This is a genomic window from Desulfovibrio sp., assembly GCF_018379785.1.
Lineage (GTDB): Bacteria > Desulfobacterota > Desulfovibrionia > Desulfovibrionales > Desulfovibrionaceae > Desulfovibrio.
On the sequence record NZ_JAGZUV010000064.1, the window covers coordinates 1 to 18,297 of the forward strand.

At 62.7% G+C, this 18,297-nt stretch carries 11 protein-coding genes; 3 read left to right on the plus strand and 8 right to left on the minus strand.

The window, feature by feature from the left end; translation table 11 throughout:
* From KH208_RS12345 to KH208_RS12355, 3 genes are all read left to right on the plus strand, one after another.
* On the plus strand, positions 1-215 hold a 215-nt coding region (locus tag KH208_RS12345; RefSeq protein ID WP_291436693.1), incomplete at its 5' end, for a co-chaperone GroES.
* A 42-nt stretch (positions 216-257) separates the two neighbouring features.
* A complete protein-coding gene (gene groL / locus KH208_RS12350) occupies positions 258-1,904 on the plus strand; it encodes a chaperonin GroEL (RefSeq protein ID WP_291436694.1) in 1,647 nt (548 codons plus the stop codon).
* 380 nt (positions 1,905-2,284) lie between these two features.
* Positions 2,285-4,090: a methyl-accepting chemotaxis protein gene (locus tag KH208_RS12355; RefSeq protein ID WP_291436696.1), complete on the plus strand. Its 1,806-nt coding sequence runs from the start codon at positions 2,285-2,287 to the stop codon at positions 4,088-4,090.
* Positions 4,091-4,170: 80 nt separating this feature from the next.
* Here KH208_RS12355 and KH208_RS12360 read toward each other — a convergent pair whose 3' ends face one another.
* The 8 genes from KH208_RS12360 to KH208_RS12395 form a co-directional block, all read right to left on the minus strand.
* Positions 4,171-5,949 carry a formate--tetrahydrofolate ligase gene (locus tag KH208_RS12360; RefSeq protein ID WP_291436698.1) on the minus strand — a complete coding sequence of 593 codons (1,779 nt, stop codon included), beginning with the start codon at positions 5,947-5,949 and terminating at the stop codon, positions 4,171-4,173.
* Between the two features lie 143 nt (positions 5,950-6,092).
* On the minus strand, positions 6,093-8,387 hold the full coding sequence (locus tag KH208_RS12365; protein ID WP_291436700.1) for an FAD-dependent oxidoreductase: 2,295 nt from the start codon (positions 8,385-8,387) through the stop codon (positions 6,093-6,095).
* Between the two features lie 21 nt (positions 8,388-8,408).
* A complete protein-coding gene (locus KH208_RS12370; RefSeq protein ID WP_291436703.1) occupies positions 8,409-10,040 on the minus strand; it encodes a glutamate synthase-related protein in 1,632 nt (543 codons plus the stop codon).
* Positions 10,028-11,134 carry a glutamate synthase gene (locus tag KH208_RS12375; protein WP_291436705.1) on the minus strand — a complete coding sequence of 369 codons (1,107 nt, stop codon included), beginning with the start codon at positions 11,132-11,134 and terminating at the stop codon, positions 10,028-10,030. The genes KH208_RS12370 and KH208_RS12375 overlap by 13 nt, the downstream gene beginning before the upstream one ends.
* A 385-nt stretch (positions 11,135-11,519) precedes the next feature.
* Positions 11,520-14,138 (minus strand): bifunctional acetaldehyde-CoA/alcohol dehydrogenase, encoded by a 2,619-nt coding sequence (adhE, locus tag KH208_RS12380; protein ID WP_291436706.1) that lies wholly within the window; start codon positions 14,136-14,138, stop codon positions 11,520-11,522.
* 186 nt (positions 14,139-14,324) lie between these two features.
* Positions 14,325-15,551, minus strand: coding sequence for an LL-diaminopimelate aminotransferase (locus KH208_RS12385; protein WP_062251763.1), 1,227 nt, complete (start codon positions 15,549-15,551; stop codon positions 14,325-14,327).
* 16 nt (positions 15,552-15,567) lie between these two features.
* Complete coding sequence (dapF, locus tag KH208_RS12390) at positions 15,568-16,437, minus strand: diaminopimelate epimerase (RefSeq protein WP_291436710.1); 870 nt, start codon at positions 16,435-16,437, stop codon at positions 15,568-15,570.
* A 354-nt stretch (positions 16,438-16,791) separates the two neighbouring features.
* Positions 16,792-18,297: glutamine synthetase type III (locus tag KH208_RS12395; protein ID WP_291436712.1), on the minus strand; the 1,506-nt coding region annotated here is incomplete at its 5' end.

The window sequence follows — 18,297 nt, forward strand, 5'->3', positions numbered from 1 at the left end:
TGTACATCCCCGATACAGCCAAGGAAAAGCCCTCCAAGGGCCAGGTTGTGGCCGTGGGCCCCGGCAAGATCGCGGAAAACGGTTCCCGCGTCGCCATGGCTGTGAAGAAGGGCGATGAAGTGCTCTTCAACAAGTATGCCGGTACGGAAATCAAGCTGGACAACGTCGACCATCTTGTGATGCGCGAAGAAGACATCCTCGCCATCATCGACTAATCCCGATCTCTGCCGAATCACCATCCAGGAGGAACTCTGAAAATGTGCGCTAAAGAAATCTTTTTTGACGTTAAAGCCCGTGAAAAACTCGCCCGCGGCGTGGACAAACTTGCCAATGCCGTTAAAGTCACTCTCGGCCCCAAAGGCCGCAATGTCGCTCTTGAAAAGTCCTTCGGCGCGCCCGTCATCACCAAAGACGGCGTGACCGTGGCCAAAGAAATCGAACTGGACGACAAGTTTGAAAACATGGGCGCCCAGCTCGTGAAGGAAGTGGCCTCCAAGACTTCCGACGCCGCCGGCGACGGCACCACCACCGCCACCATTCTGGCCCAGGCCGTGTACCACGAAGGCATCAAGCTGGTGGCCGCCGGTCGTAATCCCATGGCTATCAAGCGCGGCATCGACAAGGGCGTGGAAGCCCTGATCGCCGAACTGGCCAATCTGGCCAAGCCCACCCGCGACCAGAAGGAAATCGCCCAGATCGGCACCATTTCCGCCAACTCCGACGCCACCATCGGCAACATCATTGCCGAGGCTATGTCCAAAGTGGGCAAGGAAGGCGTCATCACCGTCGAGGAAGCCAAGGGCCTGGAAACCACCATGGACGTGGTGGAAGGCATGCGTTTCGACCGCGGCTACCTCTCCCCCTATTTCGTGACCAACGCCGAAAAGATGATCTGCGAGATGGACAATCCCTACATCCTCTGCACGGAAAAGAAGATCTCCAGCATGAAAGACATGCTGCCCGTGCTTGAGCAGGTGGCGAAAGTCAACCGCCCGCTGATGATCATCGCCGAAGACGTGGAAGGCGAAGCCCTGGCCACTCTGGTGGTCAACAAGCTGCGCGGCGCCCTCCAGGTTGTGGCCGTGAAGGCTCCGGGCTTCGGCGACCGCCGCAAGGCCATGCTTCAGGACATCGCCGTCCTCACCGGCGGCCAGGTGGCTTCCGACGACACCGGTTCCAAGCTGGAAAACATGACCCTGACCGACCTGGGCACCGCCAAGCGCGTGGTTGTTGACAAAGACAACACCACCATCGTGGACGGCGCCGGCAAGAGCGAGGACATCAAGGCCCGCGTGAAGCAGATCCGCGCCCAGATCGAAGACAGCACCTCCGACTACGACCGCGAAAAGTTGCAGGAACGCCTGGCCAAGCTGGTGGGCGGCGTGGCCGTGGTCCATGTGGGCGCCGCCACTGAAGTGGAAATGAAAGAAAAGAAAGACCGCGTGGAAGACGCCCTCAATGCCACCCGCGCCGCCGTGGAAGAAGGCATCGTGCCTGGCGGCGGCACCGCGCTGATCCGCGTGTCCAAGGTTCTCAACGACATCAAGCCCGCTGACGACGACGAACTGGCCGGCGTGAACATTATCCGCCGCGCCATTGAGGAACCCCTGCGCCAGATCGCCCACAATGCGGGCTTCGAAGGTTCCATCGTGGTGGAAAAGGTCCGCGCCGGCAAGGACGGCTTCGGCTTCAACGCGGCCACCGGCGAATATGAAGACCTGATCAAGGCCGGCGTCATCGACCCGAAGAAGGTGACCCGCACGGCCCTGCAGAACGCCGCTTCCGTGGCTTCCCTGCTGCTGACCACCGAATGCGCCATTGCTGAAAAGCCCGAGCCCAAGAAAGACGCTCCGGCCATGCCCGGCGGCATGGGCGGCATGGGCGGCATGGACGGCATGTACTAAGCCGTTCCCCGCCACGGGCTTTGCCCGCGCTTTGAATCAGATAACAGCTCCCGCCTCACGGCGGGAGCTGTTTTTTTATGGCCCGCGCTTGCCCACAGAAAAACGGCACTGGAAAAATTTGCCCGAAGGGCTTAAGATAATTTCAATTATACCGACAAATACATATGTCCGCCCGCATATGGACATTTATATATCCGCCGCAGGCCGCTTTTTGCATGGCCTGCGGCCTCTTTCGGTATTGCCGCGAGCCGCGGGAGGTGAAAGCTTCCGTGCGTGCCCGGATCATATCAGGACGGAGCGCCTGTCCAGCGCTCCTTGGTTGGTTGCCGCCGGTTGGCATGAACAGATGCGCGATACGGATGCTAGGGAGGAGAACATCCATGAACGTCAGAATGTGGATCATCGTACTGTGCGGCATCTTTCTGCTGAGTATAGGGACATTGTTCACCGCCAATTTTATGATATCGCAACGGGTATTCAACGATGTCACCATGCCGCAGATCACCGACGCCCTGCGCCAGAAATATGAATACGGCGTGAAGAGCGCGGTGGAAGTGGAGGCGCAGAATCTGGCCAATCGCCTCAAAAACGTCTCGGACAAGAAAGAACAATACGCCATCATCGAACAACTCACCGACTATCAGCGCTTTTTTCCCAATAACGAAGGCTACTACTTCACCTACACCACCGACGGCATGCGCATCAATGTGCCCATCAACAAATCATTGAACGGCAAGGATTGCAGCGGCCTCAAGGACGCCAACGGCGTCCCCTTTGTCCGGAAATTCATGGAAGTCGCCAAAGCGGGAGGCGGCTTTGTGGAATACAGCTTTGAAAAACCCGGCGCGGGCATCCAGCCCAAGTTGAGCTATGTCTGCCTGATCCCCGGCACCGACGCCCTGATCGGCACCGGTGTGTACATTGACAGCGTGCAGGCCGAGCAGCAACGCATCGCCGCCCTGGTGGCCGAAAGCAATGCTCGCTATAGCATGTATCAGGTCTGGATCTGCCTGGGCATCGTAGCCCTGATGATCCTTGTGGCCTGGTATGTGACGCGGGTGATCTGCTCGCCCCTGCGCCAGCTGACCGGCGCGGCGGATGAAGTGGCCAAAGGGCGGCTTGACACGAAAATCAATCTGCACCCGCGTTGCCCGCGCGAAATCCGCGCTCTGGACGCCTCTCTGGGCCAGATGATCGGCACTCTGCGCGAACGCATTGACGAGGCCGCCCGGAAAAGCGAGGAGGCCACCGCCGCCGTGGAAGAGGCCACCGTGGCCCAGCGCGAGGCGGAGGAAGCCCGGCAACAGGCCGAAAGCGCCAAAAAAGACGGCATGCTGGCCGCCGCCGGTCAACTTGAAGGCATTGTGGAAATTCTTTCCTCGGCCTCCACGGAGCTTTCGGCCCAGATTGAACAGTCTGACCGGGGCGCGCATGAAGCCGCGGGGCGTGTTTCCGAAGCGGCCACGGCCATGGACGAAATGAACGCCACCGTGCAGGAAGTGGCCCGGAACGCCACCTCCGCCTCGGCCGCTTCCGCCGACACCAAGGAAAAGGCCCAGGCCGGTTCCGCCATTGTGGAAAAGGCCGTGCACGGCATTGAGCAGGTACGTCAGCTCTCTCTTGAGCTCAAGGACGACATGGGGCAGCTCAACGAGCATGCCCAGGCCATTACCCAGATCATGAACGTCATTTCGGATATTGCCGATCAGACTAATCTGCTGGCCCTGAACGCGGCCATTGAAGCGGCCAGAGCCGGAGACGCCGGGCGCGGCTTCGCCGTGGTGGCCGACGAAGTACGCAAGCTGGCTGAAAAAACCATGGCCTCCACGAACGACGTGAGCAACGCTATCCGAGCCATTCAGGAAAGCACATCCAAGAGCATGGCCTCCGTGGACAACGCCGTACGCCGGATTGAAGAGGCCACGGACTATGCCAGCCAGTCCGGTTCGGCCCTGGAGGAAATCGTCGCCACGGTGGAGGTCACGGCCGACCAGGTCAATGCCATTGCCACGGCCAGCGAGGAGCAGTCCGCCGCCAGCGAAGAGATCAACCAGTCCATCCTCCAGGTCAACGACATGGGGCGGCAGATCGCCGAAGCCATGGGCGGAGCCTCCAAGGCCGTCACGGATCTGGCCGTCCAGGCCCGGAAGCTCACCGACCTGATTCAGGATATGAAGCGCGGCTAAGCCCGAGAACGCTATGAACGGCAAAACCCCGGCACAGCTTTGAGCTCTGCCGGGGTTTTGCGTGGCTGGATAATATACCCCTAAAAAAGGCCGGTCACCCTGCCTGTGTTCACATCCACGTCAATGTTGCGGAACGAGGGGTGCGAACCCGTGCCGGGCATCAGGCTGATGTCGCCGGAAACAGGGCAGACCAGACCCGCGCCGCCGAACAGCAGCACATCGCGCACATGCAGCCGCCAGGAGGCGGGCACGCCCTTGCGGGACGCATCATCGGACAGAGAATACTGGGTCTTGACCATGCACACGCCCAGTTCATTCACGTCGGGCCGTTCCTGCAAGGCCTTCAGACGCTGGGCGGCCAAAGGCTCGAAATCCACGCCGTCGGCTCCGTAAATTTCGCGGGCAATGCAGGTGATCCGCTCGGTGAGGGGCAGATTCCAGTCATAGAGCGGCGTGAAATGCCGCTTGCCGGAATTGCAGGCGTCCATGACCGCGTCGGCCAGTTCCAGCGCGCCCTCGCCGCCCTTTTCCCAGTGTTCGGACACGGCCACCCGGGCTCCCGCCGCTTCGCAGATGCGGCGGATGGCGGCGATTTCCGCCGGGCTGTCGGTATGGAACTTGTTGATGCAGACCACGGAGGGCACGCCGGAGCGGCGCACAATGCCGATATGGTGCAGCAGGTTGACGCAGCCCGCTTCCACCAGGCCCACGTCTTCGCGGGTGTAGGCTTCCGGCAGGGGGCGGCCGGGCCGGGGCTGGGGCGCGCCGCCGTGGCTCTTGAGCGCCCGCACCGTGGCGACAATAACCGCCGCGTCGGGCGTCAGGCCGCTGTAGCGGCATTTCAGGTTCCAGAATTTCTCGTAGCCCATTTCCGCCGCAAAGCCGGATTCCGTCACATGCACGTCGCTGAGTTTGAGGCCCACCCGGTCGGCGATGACCGAACTCTGGCCCAGGGCGATATTGCCGAAGGGCCCGGTATGCACCAGTACGGGCTGGCCTTCAATGGTCTGAATCAGATTGGGTTTGACCGCTTCCACCAGCCAGGCGGTCATGGCCCCGGCCACTTCCAGATCCGCCGTGGTCACAGGATTGCCGTCGCGATCCAGGGCCAGCACCATCCGCCCCATGCGCTCTCGCAGGTCGCCCAGATCGCGCGCCACGGAGAGAATGGACATGACTTCCGAGGCCACGGTAATGTCGAAATGCGAGCGCATCATGAAACCGTCATTGCGGCGGCCGTCGCCCTCAATGCCGATGATCACGTTACGCAGAGCTTGGGCGCAGAAATCCATAACCCAGCCCGTGCCCACCCGCGTGGGGTCCACGTTCAGACGGCGCATGCCCGAAAGACGCGCCAGGGTGGCGTCGTCGTAATTGCGCTCGTGCTGCATGCGCGCGGTCAGAGCGGTCATGGCCAGATTGTGGGCCGCGCCCACGGCATGGATGTCTCCGGTGAAATTGAGCGAATACGGCGTCAGAGGGATGCACTGGGACAGGCCGCCCCCGGCGGCCGAGCCTTTCATGCCCATGGTGGGGCCGCCCGAGGGCTGGCGGATGGCCGCCGATGAGCGCAGTCCGCGCCGGGCCAGCCCCTGGACCAGGCCGATGGTGGTGGTGGATTTGCCCTCGCCCAGCGGCGTGGGCGTGATGGCCGTGACGTCCACATATTTGCCGTCGGGCCGCCCGGACAACCGCTCCAGCACGGCCTGCTGCTCGATTTTGCCCATATAGTGCCCGTAGGGCAGCAATTCCGAGGATTCCAGGCCCATTTCAGCGGCCAGGGTTTCCACTGTCTTCATGCGCGATTCGGCATCCTGCGCGATTTTCCAGTCAGGATTTTTGGTGGGATCAAGCGTCATGGGATCTCCTTGAAATATGAACTAGCCGGAATGTACGGTCCGCGCCAAAACCCGTCAAGGCGGGAAAACAGGGGCGCGCGGCACGGAACAGGCCCGGAACCGAAACTCCGGGCCTGTTGTGAAAAGGCGGCTGCCGCAACGACTCAGGAAAGATCGCAATTGGGCCGCATGCTCCAGATGCCGCAGGGGCAGACGCCCGCGCAGATCCCGCAGCCGATGCAGCGCGCCGGATCGGAGACATACTCAAAGCCGCCGCTCAGCGCATTGCGGTCAATGGCCTTTTCCGGGCAGGACTTGAGGCACATTTTGCAGTCCCGGCAGGTGCCGCAACTGACGCAACGCTCATGGTCCTCTTTGGGCCGGGGCAATTCGCGGCTGTGATATTTGTCAAAATAGGCCGTATGCAGCCGCCGTGCGGGCACTTGCTCCCTGACCTCAGCCGTGCAGCTCTCTCCGCGCAGCCAAGCGTCGGCGGCCAGGGCGGCCTGACGGCCCGTGCCGACGGCGTGGGCCAGAAGGCCGGGCCTGATTACGTCGCCCACGGCGAACACGCCGTCCATGATGCTCAGATCGGCCTTGGGAACCAGCCAGTCGCGGAACTTCTCCGGCCCTTCGGGCAGGTAGGAAAGGTCCGGCGCTTCGCCGATGGTGATGATGACCATCTCGCCGGGGATCAGCGTGCCGTCCCGGGTGATCAGGCCCTTGTCCGTGATCTCCCTGGTCTGCACCGGCCAGACCAGCCTGCCGCCAAGACTTTCAATATGGGCGATCTCATGGGCGAAGGCCGCGGGCCGCTGCACGTCGATGCAGGTCACCTGGCGCGCGCCCATGGCAAAGGCTCCGGCCGCCGCATCCATGCCCGCGTTGCCGCAGCCGATGACCACCACGCTTTCCGGCACCTCGGGTTTCCCGCCCCGGTTCACGGCCTTGAGGAAGTCGATGCCGCCCACGATTTTTTCATGCCCCGGCCAGGGGAAAACGCGCGGCACATGGCCGCCCGTGGCCACAATCAGGGCATCGTGCTTTTTACGCAGTTCTGCGAAGCGCTCGGCGTCCACCGGGCAATTGGTCACAAAATGCACGCCCATGTCCTCAATACGCTTGAGTTCCTTGAGCAGCAAATCATGATTCAGGCGCTCGCGCGGGATGACCTGCTCCAGCTTGCCGCCCATACGGGCATCCGCCTCATAGACCGTAACCTCATGACCCATGCGGGCCAGCTGCCAGGCCGCCGTGAGGCCGCCCACGCCCCCGCCGATGACGCCCAGATGTTTGCCGCTGCGCGTTGCTGGCTTTTCCAGCCTGATATCCTCTGAACAGGAGCCCAGCTTGCCGATCTGCACAGGGCTGTCCAGTTCGTTGCGCGTGCAGCCCTCCATGCAGGGATTGGGGCAGACGCCGCCGCAGACCGAACCCGGAAACGGCGTATAGTCCAGCACCAGACGGCAGGCCTCCTCCACCCTGCCTTCACGCAGCAGATTGAAGCGGCGCTGGCTGGGGATGGAGGCCGGACAATGAAATTCGCAGGGCGCGGCAAAGCGGGCGTTTTCCCACACGGGCACACGCAGGCGGTACTCCCCGCGCGCCACCAGACCGTTGACCGCGAAATCATCAGGACAGACGTCGCTGAAAATACCGTCCTTGACCCATTCCGTGGCCCGGAACTGAGCAAGGCTGGGGATTTCCTCGTGTTCCCGCTCCTCAAACGGCAGAGGTTCGATTTTTTTCCAGTGGTTCCAGACCGAGAGCTGCCGCCGCAGCCCTGGCCGGTCGATGGCCGCAAGAAAATCATCCAGCCCGGCGTCGAGCCAGGCCACGTCGCCGTCATTCAGAGGACGCACCCGCACGTCCGGCGGCAGAGAACCCAGCGGCCCGCGAAAATAGACCACGCCGCCCACCATGCCCACGCAGGGCCGCTCGCCCAGCACCGAGGGCAGGGTCTGACTTTCGTAACCGCAGACCACGGCCCTGCCGCCGCCCATAAACTCAAAGGAAAAGCTGCCCACGCTCTTGAGCACCCAGAGTTCCGGCGGCTCGTAAAGCGGATCGTGCTTCATGAGCGAGGCGGAGCGCGTGCCCGCCCGGCCCCCGATATAAATGCGCCCGGCGGCGGCGCAGTGCGCGGCCGTGTCTCCGGCGTCGCCGCGCACCACAATGCGTCCCCCGGCATTGAGCCAGCCCACGTCGGCCGGGGCCGGTCCTTCCACCAGTACTTCCGTGTCCGGCAGACACATGGAGCCCACCCGCTGGCCGGGATTGCTGACCGTGAAGCGCAGCTTTTTGCCCTCCCGGTTCCAGAGCGGGCCGCCGATGTCGTGCTGGCCCGAGGCCTGAATATGAAAATCAGTCTCGCCCCGCTCCACCGCCGCCTCAAGAGCCAGCAGCAGATCCTGGGTGGACATGCGTTCGTGATCGTGCACCGTGCTTACGCGCAGCATATTCCATTCCTCATCGTATGGTTAGCAGGCATACTGGATGCCCAGCTTGTCGGCCACCGCCCGGTCCATGGAGACCAGGGCGTCGGAACGCCCCACCGGCAGGGAGCTGTTGCCCACCGGGGCCAGCAGTTTGCGCAGTTCCGCGTCAAAAGCCAGCATGTAGTCCACGATGTTCTGGGCCCCCCGGTCCACGTCCAGGCGTTTGACCAGACGCGGGTTCTGGGTGCAGATGCCTGTGGGGCAGTTGCCCGTGTTACAGGCGTTGCAGCGTCCGTGCTCGTTGCCCACGCAGCCCAGCAGCTGGATCAGGATCTTGCCCAGAATCACGCCGTTGGCCCCCAGGCAGATCATTTTGAAGGCGTCGGCCGCCGCATTGCCGGTCATGCCGATGCCGCCGCCCGCCCAGAGGGGAATCTGCCCCTGCAGACCCTGGGTCACGGCGGCCTGATAGCAGTCGCGCAGCTTGGAGACGACAGGATGGCCCGTGTGCTCCAGGGAAACCTCGTTGGCCGCGCCGGTGCCGCCCTGGATGCCGTCAAGGAAGAAGCCGCCGCAGATCTTATAGGGATCGCGCAGCAGGTTGTTGTAGACGGACACCGAGGTGGCCGAGGCCGCGCACTTGATGGCCACGGGCACGCGGAAGCCGAAGGCCGCGTTGAGCGAGAGGTGCATTTTCTGCACCGACTCCTCAATGGAATACAGGCCCTGGTGGTTGGGCGGGGAATGCAGGGTGGCCTTGGGCACGCCCCGAATGGCCTGGATGTGCGGGGCCACCTTGGCGGCGGGCAGAAGCCCGCCGTCGCCGGGCTTGGCCCCCTGGCCGATCTTGATCAGCACGGCCGCCGGGTCGGCCTTCATGCGGGGCATGGCCTTGATGATGCGGTTCCAGCCGAAATGGCCGGAGGCGATCTGCAGGATCATGTACTTGAGCCGGTCCGACTCCAGCAGCTTGATGGGCACGCCGCCCTCGCCCGAGCTCATGCGCACGGGCATGCCGCACTTCTCGTTGAGATAGGCCGTGGCCAGAGCCAGGGCTTCCCAGGCCCGCGTGGACAGCGCGCCGATGCTCATGTCGCTGAAAATGGCCGGATAGATCCAGCGCACCGTCGGAGTGCGCCCGTCGAGCACCAGGCTTTCGCCGTCCACGCGCAGGGGCAGTTCCCGCGCCAGCATGACGCGTCCCAGGGGCGAACGGATATCGAAGGTATGCCGCTCCGAATCCAGGGCCGGGTCGGTCATCTGGCTGATGCGGCCCACCACGATGGCGTCCAGGGTGCGCGGCGTGGCGAGATTGCTGCGCCCGCCGCGCTTGACGGGGCCGTGGGCGCGCGCCAGCACGGGAGAGCGGTTGTCCGGATTGCGCACGGGGCGGATGGCCCTGTTGGGACAAATTTTTTCGCACATGCCGCATCCCACGCAGGCCTGTTCAATGCAGGGCTTCTGCCTGATGACGGGCAGGGCGGAATGCTCGGCCGCGGGCTCGGGAAAGGCCTTGCGCGAAACCGTCACACTGCGGTGCGAAACCCCGGCCTCAATGGCATTGAAGGTACAGGCCGCCACGCAGGAGCCGCACATGGTGCAGCGTTCCGCGTGGTATTCGATGGTCCAGCGCAGATCGTTGACGCTGACGTCCTGGGTTTTTACTGATTCCATCGCCGCACCGCCAGATCGTTGTCGATGACCACCATTTCCCGCTCATGGGGATAGATGTCCCCCGCCGGGTCGCGGTCGGGCAGCACGGCATTCAGCCCGCAGACTTCCGAAGCCATGGCCACCATATTGCCGTCGCCGCCCAGCACCACGGGCCGCAGCTTCTTGGAATCGCAGCAGGCGATCATCCGTCCGTCGGGCAGCAGGCCGATAATGGCATTGGGACCGTTGATCTCCAGATGGGCCAGGGATTCGCGGATCAGGCCGAGCACCTCGCGGTCCGCGCGCTTTTCCGCCTCCACAAAGGGCAGGGGCGTAATCACGTGTTTATAGTAGGTGATGGGCCAGTGCAGCTCATGCAGTACGTAATGCAGGGTGTAAAGGAAGTTCTGCGAGTCGGACTCAAAACCGATGTAGCCCCGGTGCAGGGACTTCTGAAACTCCGTATTCTTGGTGAAAAAGGTATTTTCGCCGTTGGCGCAGAGGGTGTAGCCCTGCAAAAAGAAGGGATGGGCCGCGTAGCGCACAATGTCGTAATTGGTGTTCTGGCGGCACTGGGTCACGATGTTGCGGGCCGTGAGACGGCCGTCGTCGTTCCAGAGCCGGAAATAGGCGGCGATGTCCGCCGGGTCGCCGATCTCCTTGAGGGTCAGCACGTCGGGCCAGAAAGAATAGACGAAACCGTTGTCACCCTCGTCCAGCAGGCTGCGCAGGGCCAGACGGGTGTCCAGCAGCAGGTCTTCACGCGCCTCCCGGCCGCGGTAACGGTAGATTTCGGGATAATCATAGTTGCGGAAGACATAGCGCGGCATGGACTCGATTTTCAGACCCGGCCGCCTGTCCACCTCGGGCACCCACTGGGCCACCTGCACGAAACCCTTTTCCTCCATGTAATCGTTGACCAGCTGCACGCCCTGCGGGGTGCAGGCCAGCGACAGCAGAGGCTTGTCCTTATAATGGCTGAAAACGCCGCCCAGATCCTGCATGACCATGGCAAAACCCGAATTGTCGTGCCCTTCCTGCTGGGGCAGCATCAGATTGAGCGCCACGGAAGGATGCACCGGCGTCCTGCTTTTGACGGAACCGATTCTACACATAGTTTTCCTACCTCGAAAAAGCGCCACAGCCGCGGGCCGGTCCGCAATACGCGGCCCGCCGTAACGCTGGCATAAGCTCCCGGGTAAGGGGGGGCGTGGATTCACACGGATTCGCGGCCGCTCCGCAAAGGAGGCGCGAATGCCTGTCGCCGGAACTCCGGCCGGCCGAACACAGTCTGAAAGACCGTGGAAACCGTTCTGGCGACAGTTTCCGGCCTATAAGGGGGGGGAGGGGGAAATAATTCTGCAACAAAGTGAATTGATGGGCAAGGTTAAAATACTCGTCCCCGCCGAAAAATGGCATATGACAGGGCCTCTCCTGCTCCGCCGTGAATTCGGAGGAGGCAGGAGAGGCCCGTTAATGACATGCCCGGAGTTGGTCGTTCTATGCCAGCGACGCCAGCGACTCGCCGTAATAGGCCTTGCGGTACAGTTCCTTCAGTTCCGCTATCAACGGATAGCGCGGATTGGAAACCGTGCACTGGTCGTCAAAAGCCTGTTCGGCCATCTCATCCAGCTTTTGCAGGAAATCGGCTTCCGCAATGCCCGCTTCGCGCAGGGACGCGGGAATGCCCAGATCGCGCTTGAGGGTTTCAATGGCCCGCACCAGGCGAGCCGTTTTTTCCGCGCGCGCCTCGGGCCCGTCCCCTTCCACGTCGTCGGCCAGATGCAGCATGTCCGCGATGCGGGCGTAACGGCCCTTGACCCAGGGGTATTTGTACTGGGGCAGCATGCCCTGCTTGGTGGGCGTGTCCGTGGCGTTGTACTCGATGACGTAGGACAGCAGGATGGCGTTGGCCAGTCCGTGCGACAGATGGAAGCAGGAACCCAAGGTATGCGCCAGGGAGTGGCAGACGCCCAGGAAGGCGTTGGCAAAAGCCATGCCCGCCATGGTGGCCGCGTAATGCATCTTTTCGCGCGGGATCAGCCGTTCCTCGCCGCCCGCGTAGGAGCGGCGCAGATACTTGAAGACCAGACGCACGGCCTCCATGGCCTGGCCGTCGGCGAAATTGGTGGCCAGCGTGGAGGTATAAGCCTCAATGGCGTGGGTCAGCACGTCCAGCCCTGCATTGGCGACCAGCGAGGGCGGCAGGTCCATGACGAATTCCGGGTCCACAATAGCCATGTCCGGAGTCAGGGCGTAGTCGGTGAGCGGATATTTGACGCCGGTGCGGTTGTCGGTGATCACGGCAAAGGGCGTCACCTCAGAGCCGGTGCCGGACGTGGTGGGAATGGCCACCATCACGGCTTTTTTGCCCAGATCCGGGAAGGACACCACCCGCTTGCGAATATCCATGAAGCGCAGGGCGATGTCGTCAAACTTGATGTCCGGCACCTCGTAGAGCAGCCAGATGATCTTGGCCGCGTCCATGGGCGAGCCGCCGCCCAGCGCGATGAACATGTCCGGCTGAAAGGCGTTGACCATATCCAGGGCTTTCTGGGCCGTGGCAATGTCCGGATCAGGCTGCACGCCGGAAAAGACGCGCACCTCCATGCCCATGTTTTCCAGCACCTCGCTCACCTTGCGCACGTGCCCCAGCTGTTCCATGGTCGTGTCCGTGATGATGCAGGCCCGGCGGCGATCCTTGTATTCCTCCAATGCCGGACGCAGCGCCCCGAGCTTGAAGTAGATCTTGGGCGGCACGCGGAACCAGAGCATGTTTTCACGGCGGCAGGCCACGGTCTTGACGTTCATGAGATGCTTTACCCCGATGTTTTCGCTGACGGAATTGCCGCCCCAGCTCCCGCAGCCCAGCGTCAGGGACGGCGCGACGCGGAAATTGTACACGTCGCCGATGGCGCCCTGCGAGGCGGGCATGTTGACCAGCACCCGCCCGGTGGTCATGGCGTCCTCAAAGGCCTGGATATGCCCGGCGTTGCTTTCGCGGGTATAGAGCACCGAGGTATGCCCGGCCCCGCCCAGCAGCACCAGGCTCTGGGCCGTGTCCACGGCGGCCGGAAAATCCGGCACACGGTAAAAGCCCAACACCGGCGAAAGTTTTTCGTGGGCAAAGGGATCGTCGGGCCTGACCGCCGGGCGTTCGGCAATGAGCACCTTGGTGCTTTCCGGCAGGCTGATTCCTGCCATTTCCGCGATGTGCGCGGCGGACTGCCCCACAATGGCGCTGTTCAGCGCGCCGTTCACAAAGATGGTTTTGGCCAGGGCCTCGCTTTGCTCCTCGTCGGCGAACCAGGCGCCGCGCCGGATGAACTCCTCACGCACGGCGTCGGCAATGGCGGCTTCGACCACCACGGTCTGTTCCGAGGCGCAGATCATGCCGTTGTCAAATGTTTTGCTGAGCAGGATGGAATTGACCGCCATCTTGACGTCCGCCGTGGCGTCGATGATCACCGGCGTGTTGCCCGCGCCCACGCCGATGGCCGGGGTACCGGAACTGTAGGCCGCGCGTACCATGCCCGGCCCGCCGGTAGCCAGAATCAGGTTGACGCCCCGGTGGCTCATGAGGTGCTGGGTCAGTTCCGGCGAGGGTTCCTCCAGGCAGTCGATGATGTTTTCCGGGGCCCCGGCCTCCACGGCTGCCTTCAGTATGATCATGGCCGCCGCCCTGGTGCTGCGCTTGGCGCGCGGATGCGGCGAAAAGATGATTCCGTTGCGGGTCTTGAGACAGAGCAAGGCCTTGAAAATGGCCGTGGACGTGGGATTGGTGGTGGGCACGATGCCCGCCACCAGCCCCAGGGGCGCGGCTATTTCGCGATAGCCGGAAACCGGGTCATCCTCAATAATCCCGCAGGTCTTGCTGTCCTTATATTTATTGTAGACGTATTCCGAGGCAAAGTGATTCTTGATCACCTTGTCCTCCAGAATGCCCATGCCGGTTTCCTCCACGGCCATTTTGGCCAGGGCGATACGCTTGGAAGTGGCGGCCGCCGCCGCGTGGTGGAAAATGGCGTCCACCTGTTCCTGGCCGTAGCGGGCGAAAACGGCCTGCGCGGCGCGGACGCGCTCAATCATGGCGTCCAGTTGTTGCGTGCTCGTGGTCATATCTGCCTCAATGCGTTGCGGTTCAGATGTTAGCTTCATTCAATATACTATAAGCACTCTGCCCTGCCGTGGCGAGCCGGGCAAGGGGGCGGGTCCGCCTGTTCCCCTGAAACGCGGCACGAAAAAAGGGGAAGCTGCCCTCCCCTTTTTTCGCATCTCGTCCGTTGCCGCCACCAGAAGTTGTTTCTAGCGCAGTTCGCGCATACGGCGGATGGCTTCTTCCGTATCCTCAAGCGACCCGAAGGCCGTCAGACGCACATAACCTTCGCCGCTGGCGCCGAAGCCCGCGCCCGGCGTGCAGACCAGGGCCGCCGAGTGCAGCAGATGGTCGAAGAAGCCCCAGGAATCCATGCCCTTGGGCACGCTCACCCAGATATAGGGGGCGTTGACCCCGCCGAAGACTTCCAGGCCCATTTCCTTCATGGCCGCGCTGAGCAGAGCGGCGTTGCTCTGATAGCCCTTGATCACGCCTTCGATCTGGCTGCGGCCTGCCTGGCCGTACACGGCGGCGGCGGCGCGCTGCACAATATAGGCGCAACCGTTGTACTTGGTGCACTGGCGGCGGTTCCAGAGGCCGTTAAGCCCCACCTTGCCGCCCTTGCCGTCGCTGACCCGCAGGGCCTTGGGCACCACGGTGTAAGCGCAGCGCAGGCCCGTGAAACCGGCGGTTTTGGAAAAGCTGCGGAACTCCACGGCCACTTCCTGCGCGCCCTCCAGTTCGTAGATGCTGTGCGGCACGTCCGGATCGCGGATAAAGGCCTCATAGGCCGAATCAAAGAGGATCACGCAGCCTTCGCGCCTGGCGTAATCCACCCAGCCCTGCAGGGCCGCGCGATTGAGCACGGTGCCCGTGGGATTGTTGGGATAGCAGAGGTAGATCATGTCCGGCCGGGTCTTGGGAAAGTCCGGCACGAAGTCGTTGGCCTTGACGCAGGGCAGGTAGACAAGCCTGTTCCACTGCTTGTTGACCAGTTCCCCGGCGCGCCCGGCCATGACGTTGGAATCCACATAGACCGGATAGACCGGGTCCGTGACGGCCACAATGCTGTCCTGGGCGAAGAGCTCCTGAAAATTGCCCACGTCGGACTTGGCCCCGTCGCTGACGAAGATTTCGTCCGGACTCAGGCTCACGCCGCGCGCCTTGTAATCATACTCCATGATCAGATCGCGCAGGAAATCATAGCCCTGTTCCGGGCCGTAGCCGTGAAAATGCGCGGCGTCGCCCATTTCGTCCACGGCCTTGTGCAGGGCCTCAACGACCGCTGGCACCAGGGGCCGCGTCACATCGCCGATGCCCAGGCTGATGACCCGGCTGTCGGGGTTGGAATCCTTGAAATCCGCGACCTTGCGCGCGATGTCGGCAAAAAGATAATTGCTCTGGAGCTTGAGAAAATTCGTATTGATCGTAACCATGCCGTCCTCGGTATTGTCAGATGAAATAGACGCCGTCAAAAACAGTCACAGCGCCGCCCGTCATATAAATGTGGCCGTCGCTCTTGTCCCAGTCGATATGCAGCACGCCGCCCTTGAGTTCCACGTCCAGCGAACGCCCCGTATGGCCGTTGAGCACGCTGGCGACCGCCGCAGCGCACGCGCCGGTGCCGCAGGCCAGGGTTTCACCCGCGCCGCGCTCCCAGACGCGCATTTTGATTTTCGTGGAGGAAATCACCTCCACAAATTCCGTATTGGTGCGTTTGGGGAAAATGGGATGGTGCTCGAACAGCGGTCCCAGCTTGGGCAGATCCAGATCGTCGATGCCCTGCATGAAAACCACGGCGTGCGGATTGCCCATGGATACGGCGGTCACCGCGTAGGTACGTCCCCCCACCTCCACGGGCCGGGCGATAAAGCGCTGCGGATCTTCGCCCTCAGTGAGCGCCGGGGCGAGCACCACGGGGATGAGATCCGGGGCAAGCACGGGCTCGCCCATGTCCACGGTGGCCCCGCGGACCTCCCCGGCCTCGAAGAGCAGGCGGATGATCTTGATGCCCGCCGCCGTTTCCAGACGGATGACGTCTTTGTTGACGATGCCGTGATCGCGCGCGTACTTGCCCACGCAACGGGTGGCGTTGCCGCACATTTCGGCTTCCGAACCGTCGGCGTTGAACATGCGCATGCGCAGATCGGCCACGCCCGAGGGCAGGATCAGCACCAAACCGTCGGAGCCCACGCCGAAATGACGGTCGCTGATCCGCTGAGCCAGTTCGCCGGGGTTGTCCACCCGTTCCTCAAAGCCGTTCACGTAGACGTAATCATTGCCGATGCCCTGCATCTTGGTGAAACGCAATCCCGCGACCATATAGTGACTCCTTCCCTTTTGGCGGCGCGCCTTACACCGGTTCCGCCGAGAGGTTCATTCAGTAAGAATAGCTTTTTTTTATAGATTGAAAAACACTGAAAGTAAAGACAGGCGCGTTTGCTCCGCCGCCGCGCGCGGGAAACGCGGCCCGGCGGGTCCGGCTGGCACGGGGACGCCAGAGGCGGGAAGCCGCCAGACTTCCCGCCTCTCCGCGCCACGCTGTGCCGTCCGTTGCGGCGAACAAGCACAAAGGCGGCGCGTCCCGCGGCATTGCAGCCACGGGGGCCGGGGACAGGGCGATTCACCTTCCCCCCCGGGATGCGACCGCCCCTCCCCAACACTCAATCCGGAATCCTAGTGCGCCCAGAGCAGCTCAGAATACTTGGGCAGCACCCACAGGCTGTCCTCCACCAGCCTTTCCAACGTGTCGGCATGCGCGCGGCATTCGTTCATGGCGGTCAGAATGCCGTCGCGCGCTTCCCTGGCCTGTTCCAGAGCGCCTTCGACACTCCGGGTTTTTTCCACGGCCTTTTCCAGCTTGTCCACGCCGGTCCGCAGAGCCGTGATATGGGTACGCAGAAGATTGAAATATTCCTCCTCGCTCTTGGCTGACGTGCCGCCCAGCACTGCGCGGGTCTTGATCACCGCGTCGGCGGCCCTGGCCTGGGCTTCCAGGCACTGCGGCAGCACCATGGAGCGCAGCATGTCGGCCATCAAATGGCCTTCAATAAGGAGAGTCTTGCCGTAATTTTCCAGCAGTATTTCCTGGCGGGCCAGAATTTCGCGCTCGCTCAGGATGCCGTGCCGCAAAAAGACGTTCATCACCTCCGGGTCGCTGTAATGTTCCAGCGCGGTCACGGTATTGTTGTGGTTGGGCAGCTTGCGTTCGGCCGCTTCCACGGGCCAGGCCTCGGAATAGCCGTTGCCGTTGAAGACCACGGGCATATGCTCCCTGAACAGCCGGGGCAGCAGCTCCCGCAGGGCCGCGTTCAGCTCCGTGCCCGCGGAAAGCGCGGCTTCCAGTTCGGTGGCGATGTCGTCCAGGGCGCAGGCCACGGCGGTATTGAGCGCGATGTTCACCGGAGCCACGGACTGCGAGGAGCCCACGGCCCGGAACTCGAACTTGTTGCCGGTAAAAGCGAAGGGGCTGGTGCGGTTGCGGTCGGAGAGATCCACGGGCAGGGGCGGCAATGTGGAAACGCCAACCTCCATGAGCGGGCTCTTTTTGTTCCTGGCGTGGCTGCCGTGGATGATGCCGTCCAGCGCCTCGGTGAGCTGTTCGCCCAGATAGACCGAAAGAATGGCCGGGGGCGCTTCATTGGCTCCCAGGCGGTGGTCGTTGCCCGCGCCCACGGTGCCCAGGCGCAGGGCCGTGCCGTGTTTGTGCACGGCGCGCAGCACGGCGGCCAGAAAGACCAGGAACTGCGCGTTGTCCTGCGGCGTGGTGCCGGGGTTGAGCAGATTCTGGCCGTCTGAATCGCACATGGACCAGTTGTTGTGCTTGCCGCTGCCGTTGACACCGGCAAAGGGCTTTTCGTGCAGTAGGCAGACGAAACCGTGCCTGCCCGCTATATGCCGCATCATGTTCATGATCAGCATGTTGTGGTCGCAGGCGATGTTGGCTTCCTCATAGACCGGCGCGATTTCAAACTGGCCGGGGGCCACTTCGTTGTGGCGGGTCTTGGCCGGAATGCCCAGGGCCAGCAGTTCGTTTTCCACGTCCTGCATGAAACTCATGACCCGTCCGGGGATGGCCCCGAAGTAGTGATCCTCCATTTCCTGGCCCTTGGGCGAAGGCGCGCCCAACAGGGTGCGGCCCGCCAGCATGATGTCCGGACGCAGGGCGGCCAGATTTTTGTC

Excerpts from the sequence above, each read along its gene's own strand:
- KH208_RS12370 (WP_291436703.1), bottom strand. The coding sequence starts at position 10,040 with ATGGAATCAGTAAAAACCCAGGACGTCAGCGTCAACGATCTGCGCTGG.
- KH208_RS12360 (WP_291436698.1), bottom strand. The coding sequence starts at position 5,949 with ATGACGCTTGATCCCACCAAAAATCCTGACTGGAAAATCGCGCAGGAT.
- dapF (WP_291436710.1), bottom strand. The coding sequence starts at position 16,437 with ATGGTCGCGGGATTGCGTTTCACCAAGATGCAGGGCATCGGCAATGAT.
- KH208_RS12385 (WP_062251763.1), bottom strand. The coding sequence starts at position 15,551 with ATGGTTACGATCAATACGAATTTTCTCAAGCTCCAGAGCAATTATCTT.
- adhE (WP_291436706.1), bottom strand. The coding sequence starts at position 14,138 with ATGACCACGAGCACGCAACAACTGGACGCCATGATTGAGCGCGTCCGC.
- KH208_RS12355 (WP_291436696.1), top strand. The coding sequence starts at position 2,285 with ATGAACGTCAGAATGTGGATCATCGTACTGTGCGGCATCTTTCTGCTG.
- KH208_RS12375 (WP_291436705.1), bottom strand. The coding sequence starts at position 11,134 with ATGTGTAGAATCGGTTCCGTCAAAAGCAGGACGCCGGTGCATCCTTCC.
- groL (WP_291436694.1), top strand. The coding sequence starts at position 258 with ATGTGCGCTAAAGAAATCTTTTTTGACGTTAAAGCCCGTGAAAAACTC.
- KH208_RS12365 (WP_291436700.1), bottom strand. The coding sequence starts at position 8,387 with ATGCTGCGCGTAAGCACGGTGCACGATCACGAACGCATGTCCACCCAG.